Raw genomic sequence first — 14366 nt, 5'->3', positions numbered from 1 at the left:
GCCGGGGTAGGCGTCGACGAAGGCCATGTAGTGCCAGGCGCCGTTGGCCGTCTGCACCAGTCCGCCCTGGTGCGGCACCCCGCCGCCGGAGACCGGGCCGCGCAGGTCGAGGAGGACCTGCCGCAGCGTGTAGGGCCCGAAGGGGCCGCTGGTTGACTTCAGGATGTACTGGCCGTTGGCGGGGCGGGTGAGGAAGATGTAGTAGTTCCCGTTGATCTTGTAGAAGCGGGAGCCCTCCAGGGTGCCGATGCTGGACGGTGTGGAGAACACCTGCTGGGTGCGGACCTGGGTACGTCCGTCCGCGGAGAGCTGGGCGACGCTGATGGTGGTGTTGCCGTACGCCACGTACAGGGTGTCGTCGCTGTCGACGAGCAGACCCGCGTCGTAGTACGCGTTGTCGATCGTGGTGAGCCTGGACCAGGGCCCTTCGACGGCGGTGGCGGTGTAGATGTACGTCTTGGCGAAGTCGATCTGGCCGAGCCAGTAAAACGTCCTGTTGCTCGGGCGGTAGGCCAGCGACGAGGCCCAGATGCCCCGGACATAGCCGCGCGCCCCGTTGAGGTCGTACTTGGCGCCGAAGTCGAGAACCGGCACCGAGTGTCCGGCGAACTCCCAGTTGACCAGGTCGTACGAGCGGAGGATGGGCGCCCCCGGCGAATAGTGCATCGTGGAGGCCGAGTAGTAGTAGGTGTCACCGACGCGGATGATGTCGATATCGGCGAAGTCCTGCCAGACCACCGGGTTGGTGTACGACGCGGCAGCGGCGGACGGGCCCTGAGCCTCGGCCGCGCGGGACGACGCGGTGGCGCCCGGGGCGGTGGTCATGGGGACGGCGGTCGCGGCGATCAGGCCGGTGGCCGTCGTCAGCGCTCTCCGGCGGCTGTGCGGGTGATGGGTCCATGACATATGACGCACTCCCTTGCGCTGTGGAACCGCTCCCACGGAAGGGCGCGGGACGGCGGGAAGGCCTTGCCGGTATGGGGGGTGTGCATGCTGCCGTGCTCGGTTTGCACTGTATGCCCCGGTCTGACGGCGCGTCGTTCGGCATGCCGAATGGCGGCCGGTTATCCGGACGTTGAGGATGATAGGTGACTCGCCGGAAGCGTCAATACCTCTCGCATCATCCGGCACTGCGGCACCATGCCGCGCCGACGAAACCAGCGGTGTTCCAGGGGAACACCGCTGGGGGAGAAGTCGACTGCGCGGGCGTGGCTAAACGTTGACGCCGTAGTCCTTGGCGATCCCGGCGAGACCCGTCGCATAGCCCTGGCCGATGGCGCGGAACTTCCACTCGCCCTCACGCCGGTAGAGCTGGCCGAACACCATCGCGGTCTGGTCGTACGCGTCCTCGGTCAGCTCGTAGCGGCACATCTCCACGCCCGTCGCCTGATGGACCACGCGAATGTACGCGTCACGGATCCGGCCGAAGGTGATGGCCGCCCCGCCCTCGTTGTGGATCGACACCACGAACACCACGGACTCGGCTTGCGCCGGAAGCAGGTTGAAGTCCACGGCGATCTGCTCGTCGTCCCCCTCGCCCTCGCCGGTCTTGTTGTCGCCGGTGTGGCGGACCGACCCCTCCGGTGTCGTCCGGTTGTTGAAGAAGACGAAGTGCTGGTCCGACAGAACCCGACCATCGCTGCCCAGGATCATCGCGCTGGCGTCCAGGTCGACATCGCCGGGGCCGGTGTTCACCTTCCAGCCCAGGCCGATGACCACGCTGGCGAGACCGGGCTCGGTGCGGGTGAGGGAGTAGTTGCTGCCCTTGGTCAGGCTCACGGCCATGAGGTGTTCCCCTTTGGGTGTGCGGTGTTCGACATGCGGTGTTCCGTAAAGCGGACGGGCATGCCGAGGCGCTGGGAGCCGCCGCGATCAGCCCGTCCGTCGGTCAACAATCTACAGCCATGTAGAAATTGATGGAGCGTCGAACGTTCGATCTCGGCCACGTGGCCCGGCCCGGCGGCCTCTGCTCACGCGGTCGACCTGCGTGTGTGCAGGCTCAGCACGGCACCGGCCATCAGCAGCAGCGCCCCCGCGCCCTGCACCCGATCGAACGACTCGCCCATGAAGACCGTGGCGCACACGGTGTTGACGACCGGGACCAGGAACATCATGAGAGATGCCGACGCGGGCCCCACAGCCGCGATGCCCCGGTAGTACAGCAGGTTGGCGACAGCGGCGGCGCACACGGCGAGATACGCGGCGTTCAGCCACACCCCGGTCGGCAACTCGCCCCAGCGCACCTTTGGCAGATCGGGCACGGCGATCACCGCCAGGAGGACGGCGCCCGCACACGTGGCGTAGGTCGTGGCCCGCAGCGGCTCGATACCGGCCAGCACCCGAGGCCCGGCCAGGGTGTACGCGGCCCAGCACACCGCACTGAGGAGGAACAGCGCGTCCCCGGCGAGCCGTGTCGAGTCACCGCCTCCGGATGAGGTGCCGCCCGTCCCGAGAAAGAAGACCACGGCCCCGGCCAGCCCCGTCCCGAGCCCGGCGACACGCGCTGCCGAGGCCCGCTCACGCCGTACCACCAGAAGGAAGGCGCTGGTGAGCACCGGGCTCATGACCGGAATGAGAATGCCGGCGTCCAAGGAGGGCGCCAGCGACAGCCCCCAGAAGAAGAACGCGTTGTACGCGAACACGCCCAGCACCCCCGCCAGCGCCGCGCGCCAACCGTGGCGCGCCGCCACCTCCGGCCGCCGTCGGCCCCCGGACACCCGTACGGCCAGCAGCAGCGCGAAGGCCCCACCGCCGAATCGCATCAGCGCGGCGACGGTGTGCGGCACATGGTCCACCACCGACTTGGAGCTGGAGAAGGCGCTGCCCCACAACACCATGGTGACGAAGAGGAGCGCATAAGGACCGCTGGGGCCCTGTTTCGATGCCATGCCCCCACCCTGGCCACCCGCCCCGCGCCCGTCTTGAACGCCTGTGCGCCCACCATGTGCAGCACAATGAGGCCATGGGAACGGAACGGAGCTGGGTGCGCTACTGGCGGGACGGCTCGTATCCGCTGGAGGCGATGCACGCCCACTTCTTCGACCACGTGTACGCGCCGCACAGCCACGACACGTACTCCTTCGGCATCACCGATATCGGCGCCCAGCGATTCCACTGCCGCGGCGCGGCCTACACCAGCGGCGCCGGGATGGTGATGGCCTTCAATCCGGACGATGTGCACGACGGCCGGGCCGCCGCGGAACTGGGCTACCAGTACCGCATCGTGCACATCGGTCCCGCGCTGGTGCGCGACGTCCTCACAGACGCCGCCGGTAAAGGCGCCGCGGCCATGCCCCTGTTCGGACAGCCCGTCCTTCACGATCCCGCGCTCATCGGCGCGCTCTCCCGCCTCCACACCGTGCTCAGCGGACCCGCCGACCCCGGTGTACGGGACGAATGCCTGACCGCGGCTGTGCTCGCGATGGCCCGCCGCGGCGCCACCCGCGCGCCCCGCCTCCGCACGGAGTCGGCGAGCGCCCAGCGGCAGATCGCCCGCCGGGCACTCGCCCTCCTCCGCGAGTCCTGTCTCGAACCGTCCCTCGCGCCACTGCCCGCTGACGCCCTGGCCGAGGCGATCGGCTGCAGCCGCTACACCCTGTACCGCGCCTTCCGCGCCGAATACGGCCTGGCCCCCAGCGCCTACCAGCGCCAGCTCCGCCTCCGCCGCGCCCGCGATCTGATGACCACCGGGATCAGCCCCGCCGCGGCGGCGGCCGCCACCGGTTTCGCCGACCAGGCCCACTTCACCCGCTGGTTCCATCGCGCCTACGGCCTGACTCCGGGCACCTTCCGCCGTGCGCTGGGGGTCGGCTAACCCAGGCCGGCCGGGCCGTCAGACGGGGTGAGGCGGTACGTGTGGCCGGGGACGGTGTCGAACGAGGTGAGGTCCGGTTCGGGGTGGTCCGTCTGCACGGGCTTCCCCTGTGCGATGACCTTCAGGCGGGTCGTCGCCCGGACCACGGCGCGGGTGCCGATACGGGAGCGCAGCCGGCAGTCGGCCAGGGCCGCGTCGCTCCAGGTGAGATCCACCTCGAAGCCACCGCGGGCCACCAGTCCGTGGATCCGGCCGTCGGGGAGTGCCGGAGGCAGAGCGGGCAGGAGGTGGAGTTCACCGGCGTGGGACTGCAGCAGCCACTCCGTGATCCCCGACGTGGCGCCGAAGTTGCCGTCGATCTGGAACGGGGGGTGCAGATCGAAGAGGTTGGGCGCGGTGCGCTCGGGTGTGAGCAGGTCGCCCAGCAGTTTGAAGGAGCGGTCGCCTTCGAGGAGACGTGCCCAGAAGTTGATTTTCCAGGCCAGTGACCAGCCGGTTCCCGCGTCGCCGCGCTGCTCCATGGTCTTACGGGCCGCCGCGAACAGCTCGGGTGTCCCACGCTTGGTGATCTGGTTGCTGGGATGCAGACCGTACAGATGCGAGATGTGGCGGTGGTTCTGCTCCGGGGCGATGGCGTCCCAGTCCTCCTGCCACTCCTGCAACTGGCCCTGGGCACCGATCTTCATGGGCGGCAACTTCCCGCGCACGGTCCGCGCCTCGGCCCGCATGTCCGCGTCCTCGCCGAGCAGTTCGGAGGCGATGACGAAGCCGTCGAACACATCACGCAGAATCTGGTTGTCCATCGTCGGCCCCGCGCAGACGGACGCATCCGGGTGGTGGGCGTGTTCGGGGGACATCGACGGGCAGGTGACGAGGTGGCCGCTGGAGGGGTCGGTGACCAGGGTGTCCAGGAAGAACAACACCGCCCCCCTGAGCACCGGGTAGCGCTTGCGCAGCGCTTCCTTGTCGCCCGTGAACAGATAGTGGTCCCAGATGCTGGTGGCCAGCCAGGCCCCTCCGGTGGGCCAGGTGCCGTAGAAGGCCTGGTCACAGGGGGCGGTGCCACGCCAGCCGTCGACATTGTGGTGGGCGACCCAGCCGCGTGCCCCGTACTGCGTCCGGGCGGTCCTCGCGCCGGACACCGACAGGTCGGCGAGCATGTCGAAGACCGGCTCCCAGCACTCCAGAAGGTTGGTGACGGGGGCCGGCCAGTAGTTCATCTCGGTGTTGATGTTGATGGTGTACCGGCATGACCAGGGCGGGCTGAGCAGATCGTTCCAGATGCCCTGAAGGTTGGCCGGCTGGGTGCCCGGCCGCGAACAGGAGATCAGCAGATACCGCCCGAACTGGTAGTGCAGAGAGACCAGTTGCGGATCGGAGGCAGAGGCGAAGTTCTTCACCCGCTCATCGGTGGGCAGCTTCGCCGCGTCCGTCGACCCCAGGTCGAGTGTCACCCGGCGGAACAGGCGCCGGTAGTCGTCGGTGTGGCGCTTGCGCAGCGTTGTGAACGGGACGTCGGAGGCGGCGTTGAGCGGGGCGGCGGCGCGGGCGGTGTGGTCGCCGGTCGGGTTGCCGAAGTCCGTATAGCTGGTTCCGATGGACACCAGCAGGGTGGCGGAGTCGGCTCCGGCCACCGTGAGCTTTCCGTCCTCGCTGCCGACCGTGCCCCCCTCCGCGCAGGCGCGGGCCAGCGCCCGGAACCGCACCTGCCCGGTGATACCGCTCCGGGTCTGCCCTGTGCCGTCGATTGCGATGGTGATCCGGTCCGGCGACGAGCCGGTCACGCTCTGAGGGCTGTCGAAGGCGGCGGTGAAGGAGATGGAGCCGGGAGTGTCCGCGGTCAGCCGTAAGGCGATGACCTGGTCGGGATGGCTGGCGATGATCTCGCGACGGTAGGTGACGCCGCTTTGTGTGTAGCGGACCGAGGTGGTGGCGGAGTCGATGTCGAGTTCACGGCGGTAGTCGCTGACCTCGCCCTGGGAGGAGAAGGTCAGCCGCAGATCGCCGACCGTCTGATAGGGCAGCTCGGAGAGGGGGTTGCCCATGAAAGTGCTGTCGATCAGGGCCTGGGCGTCTCCCCATTCACCGGCGAAGACCCTTCTGCGGATCTCGGGAAGGTTGCTCAGCCCTTGAGGATTGGCCGGGTCGTACGGGCCACCGGCCCACACCGTGTCCTCGTTGAGCTGGAGCCGTTCGGTGTCGGTGCCGCCGAACACCATGGCGCCGAGCCGTCCGTTGCCGATGGGCAGCGCCTCCAGCCACTCGGAAGCGGGCCGCGGATACCAGAGGGTGAGCTCACCGGGGAGCGTCGTACCCCCGGCCGCGTCGTCCGGCGTGGCAGCGGTCGTGGTGTCCGATGTGGCGCCGGTCTGCTCGGCGGCGTGGGCAGTGCCGGACGGGAGGCCGGCCGCACCGGCCGCGGTCGCTGTGGACAGGGCGAAGAAATGTCTGCGGTCCATGGACACAAGACTCAATTCATCGGATGTCTACTGTCAACACACCCGGAGCGGCGGTACGTTCCGACGATGAGCGGCCGGGTCAGGGCTTCGGCCGCTCGAGTCCGTCCGCGCCGACCGTCGTGGTCGTCATCTCCTGCGTGCCGATGACGGAGAGCAGTTCCAGCTGGGCCGCGCCCTCGGTGCCGGGCTGGGCGCTGAACCACAGCAGGCGCTGGCGGCCGTCCTCGCTGAACAGGCTGTGACAGTCCAGCTCGATCAGGCCCAGCGCCGGGTGGACGATGCGCTTGTGGTCGGCCCGCCGCAGGGCGACGTCATGAGTGTCCCAGAGCGCGGCGAACTCCGCGCTGTGCCGGCGCAGCGCGGCCACCAGCCGGGCCACCTCGGTGTCGCTGCCGCGCCGGGCGGCGACCGCCTGGAGGTCGGCGACGAAGACCCGGGAGTGGTGGGGGTGGTCCTCGGGCGGGTGGAGCGTACGGGCCTCGGGGTCGGTGAACCAGCGGTAGACGAGGCTTGTGGCGGGGCCGCGTACCGCCGGTGGCCGGCCGATGAGCGCGGCGGCCAGGGGGTTCTGCACGAGGATCTGGTGCAGATCGGTGATCACCTGGGCGGGGGTGGTGGCGAGCCGGTCCAGCAGACCGAGCAGACCGGGCTGGACATGCGCGTTCGGACCCTGTGTCGCGGGAGGGACCGGCCGGTCGGCGAGGTGGAACAGATGGTCGCGCTCGTCGCCGTCCAGCCGTAGCGCCCGGGCGAGAGCGGCCAGCACCTGGGCCGAGGGCTGCGCGCCGCGCCCGCGCTCCAGCTCGGTGTAGTAGTCCGCGGACAGCCCGGCCAACTGGGCGACCTCCTCGCGCCGCAGGCCCGGCACCCGGCGCCGGGGTCCGCCGGGCAGGCCGACGTCGGACGGGCGGATCCGGGCGCGCCTGGATTTGAGGAACGCGGCGAGTTCGGCATGCTTCACGCCCCCATCGTCGCGCGTACCGGCGGGCTGAGCCAGGGGCTGAGAACCCCAGGGTGGAGACAGCCCTGGCTGGCCCCGGAACGCCGGGCCACGCTGGAGCACACCGGCAGGGCGCCGTCGGCTCGCCGACACGGGACACCGAACACCGAACACCGGCACCGATGCCGACACCCCTACGCCTTGCGCCACCAACCATCCGACGTTCCATCCCCCGTCCTCACTGCAGGAGTCTGCATGTCCACGCAAGAAACCCCGAGGAGCCGCGTCGCCATCGTCACGGGCGGTTCCCGTGGCATCGGCCGCGAGACGGTGACCCGGCTGGCCGCCGACGGACACGCCGTCGTGGTCGGCTACGCGGGCAACCGCGATCAGGCCGAGGCCGCCGTCAAGGAGGTCACCGCCGCCGGAGGCCGGGCGGTCGCCGTCCGGGCCGACGTCGCCGACGAGCGACAGGTGGCCGAGCTCTTCGACACCGCGGAGGCCGAATACGGCGGCATCGACGTCGTCGTCCACTCGGCCGGCCGTACGTATCTGGCCCCGGTCGCCGACCTGGACCTGGCGGAGCTGGACGCGCTGTACCGCACCAACGTCCGCGGCACCTTCGTCGTCGCCCAGCAGTCCGCCCGGAGGCTCCGCGGCGGCGGTGCGCTCATCACCTTCTCCACCTCCGTGGTGGGCCTGGCCTTCCCCCGCTACGGCGCCTACAGCGCCAGCAAGGGCGCGGTCGAGGCACTGACCATGGTCCTCGCGCGCGAGCTGCGCGGCCGGGACATCACAGTCAACTCCGTCGCCCCCGGCCCCACCGCCACCGAGCTGTTCTTCCAGGGCAAGGACGAGGAGACCGTCGCCCGACTGGCCGCCCAGCCTCCGCTGGAACGCCTCGGCACCCCCACCGACATCGCCAACGTCGTCGCCTTCCTCGCCTCACCCGCCGGCCACTGGGTCAACGGCCAGGTCGTCCGCGCCAACGGCGGCATCATCTGACGGCCACGCCGCCCCGTACGAACGTTTCACCCCTGTACGCCCTCTACGTCATCACAACCCGGAAGAGAGCCACCGTGCCGTTCGCGAATTTCAAGGTCCCCGCCGGATCCCTCGACGAGAAGCAGAAGGCGACGATCGTCAGCCGCGCCACCGAGCTGTACGTCGAGATCTACGGGGAACGTGCCCGCGCCACCACCCTGGTCCTGGTCGAGGAGGTCACCGACGGCGGCTGGGGCATCGGCGGCAACGTTCTGACCCTCGCCATGCTCCAGCAGGACCCCGAGCAGCACGACCCCGAACACTAGAGACCTCAACACTAGAGACCCCCGAAGGCTGACGCCCCGGCCCCGCCGACCAGACCTCACCGTCCGGGTGCTTTGCCGAGAAAGGCCCGGACGTGGTCGGCGACCGTCTCGAGATGGCTTTCGAGCAGAAAGTGGCCGCCGTCCACGAGATGCACCTCGGCGTCGGGCACATCGTCTCTGAAGGCCGTCGCCCCGGCCGGCCCGAAGATCTCGTCGTTGCGGCCCCAGACGGCGAGCAGCGGGACCCGGCCGGCCCTGAGATAGGCGTGCAACCGCGGGTAGACCTCGAGGTTGGTGATGTAGTCGCGGAACAGCGTGAGCTGGACCAGGTCGTTTCCTGGTCCGGGAAACCCAAGCCGATCGGAGACGCTAAGTGAAACTGCCACCGACGGCCATTTCAGCCGGGGTGGCCGGAGCTCGGGGGTGCGGCGTGCGTGGACACCAGGTGTCGATCACGCACGCCGCACACGCGAGGGCTGGGAGGCAGCTCAGCAGCAGGGGCCGGGTGCGTGCTCCTCGCGGTGCCACCAATACCGCTCGCGGGCCGGGCCCTGGGGCACGTCCTCGGCCCTCGGCGTGGCCTTGGCGGCGGCCTTCCCCTTGGCAGCGCTCCTTGGGGAGCCGTTACGAGCCGCCCCCGGCCCCTCGGCCACCAGCTCGTCCACCGTGTGCACCACACCGCCGACCACCACCTGCCGCACCGCCGCGGCCGCCGTGATGTCGCTCAGCGGGTTGCCCTCCACCAGCACCAGGTCGGCCAGCTTCCCCGGCTCGACCGTGCCCAGGTGGGCGCTCATGCCCAGCGCCCGCGCCCCCGTCACGGTGGCGGAGCGCAGCGCCTGGTACGGGCTGGCGCCGTAGCGCACCATGGTCTGCACATTCAGGTGGTAGTAGATGGCCGGGGGCACCAGCGGGCTGTCGGTGCCGACGCCCACATGTGCCCCCCGCTCCAGCAGCCCGCGCAGTGTCGCCCCGTGCCGGGCGGTGAAGGCCAGCTCGTCGGCCGGCTCGTTCTGCTGCGCGTCGGCCACGCCCTTACGGAAGTCCTCGTACTCCAGCATCAGCGACGTCAGCCGCCGGTCGCCGACCGCCCACTGGGCGTACCGGTACAGCGCGGCACGGGTGGCGGACAGACCCGCGCCGGACAGCCCCAGCGTCGGGGTGAACACCATGCCGGAGGCGATCAGCGGCTCGGTCACGTCCTGGTAGGTGTGGCCGAGGTGGGTCTCCTTCTGCCGGCGGCCGTAGCGGCTGGTGCCGCCAATGTGTTCGACGCCGTCGGCGCCGAAGCAGAGCGGGCCGAACAGGTAGTGGGAGGTGAGGGGCAGACCGAGGCGGTGGCTCCCCTGCACGGTGACGCGCTGGAGCGCGTACGGCAGCCGCACATACGTCTTGAGCAGGTCGTGGCCCAGCGCCTCGGCCTTGGCCACCTCCCGCGCCACCTCCTCCTGGTTCGTGGTGGGGCGGCCGACGCCGTAGTAGGTGCGGGTGCCTTCGAGCGCGTCACCGGCCGCGAAGAGGCGTGGCCCGATGCGGCGCCCGGAGTCGATGGCCTCCTTGATCTCGACCGATGTGTAGTGCGCGCCGCCGGGTGAGCGCAGTGTGGTGACGCCGAAGGACAGCCACAGCTTCAGGGTGGCGGCCAGTGGCCAGGGCGCGTGTTCGTGGAGGGCGATCAGGCCGGGCATCGCGGTCAGCTCACGGGCGTCGACGGTGCGGTCCCCGGTCACGGCCCCGCGCGCCACGACCTGCTCGATGCGGTTGTCCTTGATGACGATGTCCACATCGCGCCGCAGGGTCTCGGCCGTGCCGTCCCAGAGCGCCCCCACCTGCACCACCGTGCGGCCGGACGGTTTGGCCTGGTGCCAGGTCAGCCCGGTGGGGACGGTGGTGGCGCGGCCCGTGCGCACATCGGCGAGGCGCAGTCGGCCGTTGGAGAGATAGAGCAGCGATTGCCCGTCGGCGCTCCAGCTGGGGCAGTCGGCGGTCTCGCCGTTCAGCTTGCGGGCGGCGCCGGTCGGCCGTCCGGCGGAGTCGAGGGCGCTGAGATGCACCGTGCCGCCGAGGACATACGCGGTGTACGTACCGTCGGGCGAGTGGACGGGCCCGGCGTCAATGCGATTCGCGAGGGACTTTCCCGGCACCGGCTCGTCGTAGTGGGTCTCGCCGCTGGTCAGGTCGATGGTCAGAATGCGGTTGGAGCCCTCGCGGTAGCGGGGCGTGGCGGGCATCAGTGCGGCGCACGACAGCTTGGTGCCGTCGGCGGAGAAGGTGGCTCTGTTGGCCCCGACGGGCGTGACCGTGCGTACGGCGCCGGAGGCCACGTCCACGGCCTGCACGATGGCGGACCAGAAGGAGAACGCGACGGTCTTGCCGTCGGGGGCGAAGACCGGCCCGAACAGCTGCCCCTGAAGGTTCGTCAGCCGCCGGTTCTCGCCGCTCTCGAGGTCGTGGAGCCACAGATCGGCCGCATGGCCGCCCCGGTCGCTGACATACACCAGGGTGGATCCGTCGGGGTGCCAGGCGGGGTCGCTGTTGATGTTTCCGTCGGACACCACGGCCTTGGGCGTGGAGCCGATGCGGCCGACCCAGATGTCGCCGAGCGCGGCGAAGGCGACCTGTTTGCCGTCGGGCGACAGACTCGGGCCGACGATGCCCTTGACCTTGCGCGGTGCGGTGGAGTCGAAGTCCCGGGGGGCGGACCGCTCGGGGACGCGCGGCACGGTGAGATGGACGGCGAAGGGGATGTCTTTGACCGAACCACCGGTGACCGGCCGCCGGCGGATCTTTCCGTCGGCCGTGTAGAACACCTCGTCGTCGGAGGGCCAGCGCGCGGCGAACGGGAAGACCTCCTCACCGTCGCCGGAGACGACCTTCCCGTCGACGACGAGGCCGGCGGACGAGGAGGTGAGGTGGACATACGCCAGCTTTGTGCCGTCGGGGGACAGGGACGGCCCCGCCACCCGCCCCTCGGTGACGGTGACGAGCGTGGTGAGCTTGCCGTCGGCGTCGACCTGGACCACGGACTGCGGGGCGTCGCCCTTGCCGCTGGTGAAGACGATGGCCTTGCTGTCGGGACGCCAGAAGGGCTGCGTCTCCTGGACCGTGGCGTCCGTACCGGAGGTCCAGCGCTTGCTCTCGCCGCTGTCGAGGTCGAGGACGTGGATGGCGTAGTGCCCGTCCGTCTCGGCCGCGTACGCGATCCGCTTGCCGTCCGGCGAGAAGCGGGGCTCGCGGTGGTCGATGTCGCCCTCGGTGAGCCGCCGGGCCTCGGAGCCGTCCGCCCGGGCGAGCCAGAGGTGGAAGTTGCCGTCGGCGTAGGACTGGTAGACCAGCCGGCGGCCGTCGGGCGAGAAGTCGGGTTCGCTCGCCTCCTTGTCGATATCGGTCAGCCGGGTGGCCTCGCCGCCCTGCGCCGGGAGGGTCCACAGCAGGTTGAGCAGGTCCATGACGATGGTGCGGCCGTCGGGGGAGAGGGCGGCGGACGCGTTGGTGGCCTGGCCGACGGTGATCTGCCGGGTGTCGCCCTCCGTCGGCTTACCCTGGGCCGCGGCTGTCTCGGTGGCGAGGCCGGCCAAGGGGCCGCCCAGCCACAGGGCACCGGCCCCTACCGCCGCCTTGCCGCTCTGCTGGATGAGTGATCTGCGTGATAGTTCCAACGCCCTGTCCCCTTGCTTGAATTTCGGCTCGGCAGGACCGAAGCGCGACGGAGCGCGCAAAAAGGACCTGCGGCAGCAGGGTGACACGGGAGCCTAAAAGCGGTCTGACGTCACTGCCCTTCCGACGCCCCCTTGCGCCGCCGGCCGGCCAGCCGCCGACCGATCCGGCCGAACGCGCCGGGACGGTTCCACGCCCGGAACTCATCGGCCCAGCGGACGCTCGTACGCTCCAGACAGCGCTCGACGGAGGCGATATCCGCGGCGGGCAGTGTCCGCACCACCGGACGGAGCACCGAGTCCAGCAGCGCCGTCCGTGTCTCCTGCCAGGCGCCACCCGCCTGGGGATGCGAGCTCCAGGCGGTGAAGCACTCGGCCACATACGCGGGCTCGGTGCGGAGCCGGTCCTGCACCCGCTCGGACCGCGCGGCCCGGCCGTAGGCGGCAACGAGGGCCAGGTCCTCGCTGTGGATCAGCGCGTACAACTCTCCGTCCGGGGCGTCCTCGGACAGCACACGGTCCGCGAGCGCCCCGAAGGCATGCTCCAGAACCGTCGGCTCCACCGGCTCCGCCGTGGCCCGAAGGGACAACGCCCGCTCGGCCCAGCCGGGCTCGGCGTGACGGCTCCGCAGATCCCGGGCGAACTCCAGGAGCAGCAGCGACGCACGGTCGCGCGGCGTCAGCACCTCGGCGAAACAGCGCAGCAGGTCATGGGCGAGATCGGGTACGTCGGCATCGTCCGCGGGCCCTTCGAGCGCGGCCTTGAGCAGAGTGGACGAGGTGCCGGCCGCACGGTGGGCGTCGGATCCGATCTCGCCGAGCATCAGCCGGGCCTCGTAGGCGGTCGGCGTGCCGTCCTCCCACACCAGCCGGACCGCGGTGCGCAGAACCAGCGGATCGGCGAACACCGAGACGCCGCCGGAGCGCAACACCGCGTTCAGCACGGTGGCGCGGTCGCCTCCGCCCGCCGTCAGCCGCGGCGCCTCGGCGCACATCCGCAGATGGGGGAGGGCCTTGCTCTCCGCGAACCGCAGCGGCACCAGGGCCAGCAGCCGGGCCGCGGCGAGCGGATCGCCCGCGGCCAGGGTGTCCAGCCGGCCGAGCAGCGCGGTACGCAACGCGAAGTGCTCGTCCAGCGCCAGGCGTACGGCGGGGGTGTGTGTCGCCTCCGGATCGGCCAGCAGCGCATGGGCGAGCCCGTGTGCCACCTTGGGCAGCAGATCCGAGCAGTCCACGCCCAGCAGATCGGCGATACGCAGCAGCTCCAAGGGGCGTGCGATGCCCGGTTCGGTGTCGGATACGCCGACGCGCAGATCGGCGGCGAGCTCGCCCGCGAGACGCAGCCGGACCTCTTCGGTGAGCGCCTCGGGCCGCAGGGCTTCGAGCCCCGGACCGGCCACGGGCGCACGGACGGCCTCGGTCAGCACCAGCGCGGCGAGCGGTGTGCTGACGGCGGTCGGCACCCTGCCGTCCAGGCAGGTGAACAGCCCCGTCAGGGCCGCCTTTTCGGCATCCGACCGGCCCCCGTCCGGTACGCACAGCGCCGCCAGCAGCCGGTGCAGCCGCTCATCGCCCAAGGCCTCCGGGTGGTGCCGCGCCCAGTCCGCCGCCTCGGTGCGGCCGGTGGTGCCGAGGTCGAGCCCCGCGCACAGCGCGCCGACGGCGAGCGCGCCGGGGGCGAAGGGGCCTCCCGGGAGCGCGTCGGCCTCCTTGAACAGCTCGGGGGCGCCGCCCAGCCAGATGCCCGCGGCCACCTCCGCCCAGGCGTCGGACACCGGCTCCCCGGTCTTCCGGCCGGCCACGTCGTATACGCGGTAGCGGTGGCCGTGGTCGGCCGGCTCCCGGCCGTCTTCCGGCCGTACGCCGATGATCTGCTGCCGGGAGAGCTCCGGCCGCGGCGCATAGGTGGTGAACGTCAGCCGGTGGCCGAGGTCGCGCGGCAACGCGGCGCAGGCCAGGGCGATCCACCGGGCCACATCGGCGCTGTCCCGCTCGACCAGGATGATCCGCGGCGCGGACTCGTCCTCGCTCAGCCTGCGCAGATCCGCGAAGAAGCGCGGGAGCCACGGCGCCCGGGAGCCCGCGAAGGCGACCAGGCCGTCCCGGTTCAGACGCCCCGAGGCGGTCAGCGCCTCCAGCGGCTCCGGGACCCCGCCCTCGGGCGCGCGGGCGGCCCACTGCGGGGAA

At 70.9% G+C, this 14366-nt stretch carries 11 protein-coding genes; 3 read left to right on the top strand and 8 right to left on the bottom strand.

Annotation, left to right across the window (positions count from 1 at the left end; all coding sequences use genetic code 11):
- The 3 genes from CCN51_RS30925 to CCN51_RS30915 form a co-directional block, all read right to left on the bottom strand.
- Positions 1-906 (bottom strand): glycoside hydrolase 43 family protein (locus tag CCN51_RS30925; RefSeq protein WP_143675929.1); only part of this gene is annotated, 906 nt, incomplete at its 3' end.
- 306 nt (positions 907-1212) lie between these two features.
- Positions 1213-1785 (bottom strand): TerD family protein, encoded by a 573-nt coding sequence (locus tag CCN51_RS30920; RefSeq protein ID WP_014181704.1) that lies wholly within the window; start codon positions 1783-1785, stop codon positions 1213-1215.
- Between the two features lie 185 nt (positions 1786-1970).
- Positions 1971-2888: a DMT family transporter gene (locus CCN51_RS30915; protein WP_014181705.1), complete on the bottom strand. Its 918-nt coding sequence runs from the start codon at positions 2886-2888 to the stop codon at positions 1971-1973.
- A gap of 74 nt (positions 2889-2962) precedes the next feature.
- Here CCN51_RS30915 and CCN51_RS30910 point away from each other — a divergent pair, with 74 nt between their 5' ends.
- Entirely contained in the window at positions 2963-3814 is an 852-nt protein-coding gene (locus CCN51_RS30910) for an AraC family transcriptional regulator (protein WP_014181706.1), read from the top strand.
- On the opposite strand, the gene CCN51_RS30905 is transcribed toward CCN51_RS30910, so the two are convergent.
- Positions 3811-6273, bottom strand: coding sequence for a glycoside hydrolase family 95 protein (locus tag CCN51_RS30905; protein WP_043488153.1), 2463 nt, complete (start codon positions 6271-6273; stop codon positions 3811-3813). The genes CCN51_RS30910 and CCN51_RS30905 overlap by 4 nt on opposite strands.
- 79 nt (positions 6274-6352) lie before the next feature.
- Positions 6353-7234 carry a helix-turn-helix transcriptional regulator gene (locus tag CCN51_RS30900; protein ID WP_014181708.1) on the bottom strand — a complete coding sequence of 294 codons (882 nt, stop codon included), beginning with the start codon at positions 7232-7234 and terminating at the stop codon, positions 6353-6355.
- A 234-nt stretch (positions 7235-7468) separates the two neighbouring features.
- Between CCN51_RS30900 and CCN51_RS30895 the strand changes: the two genes are divergently transcribed.
- Positions 7469-8218, top strand: coding sequence for an SDR family oxidoreductase (locus CCN51_RS30895; protein ID WP_014181709.1), 750 nt, complete (start codon positions 7469-7471; stop codon positions 8216-8218).
- A 74-nt stretch (positions 8219-8292) separates the two neighbouring features.
- Complete coding sequence (locus CCN51_RS30890; protein ID WP_014181710.1) at positions 8293-8523, top strand: tautomerase family protein; 231 nt, start codon at positions 8293-8295, stop codon at positions 8521-8523.
- A 56-nt stretch (positions 8524-8579) separates the two neighbouring features.
- On the opposite strand, the gene CCN51_RS30885 is transcribed toward CCN51_RS30890, so the two are convergent.
- From CCN51_RS30885 to CCN51_RS30875, 3 genes are all read right to left on the bottom strand, one after another.
- Entirely contained in the window at positions 8580-8909 is a 330-nt protein-coding gene (locus CCN51_RS30885; protein ID WP_014181711.1) for an alpha/beta fold hydrolase, read from the bottom strand.
- A 102-nt stretch (positions 8910-9011) separates the two neighbouring features.
- A complete protein-coding gene (locus tag CCN51_RS30880; protein ID WP_014181712.1) occupies positions 9012-12182 on the bottom strand; it encodes an amidohydrolase family protein in 3171 nt (1056 codons plus the stop codon).
- 110 nt (positions 12183-12292) lie between these two features.
- Positions 12293-14366: GTPase-associated protein 1-related protein (locus tag CCN51_RS30875; RefSeq protein WP_086860305.1), on the bottom strand; the 2074-nt coding region annotated here is incomplete at its 5' end.

Source organism: Streptomyces milbemycinicus (genome assembly GCF_002154605.1).
Taxonomy (GTDB): Bacteria; Actinomycetota; Actinomycetes; order Streptomycetales; family Streptomycetaceae; genus Streptomyces; species Streptomyces milbemycinicus.
The sequence above is the reverse complement of the archived record's forward strand: the minus strand, read 5'-3'. Positions and strand labels throughout refer to the sequence as shown.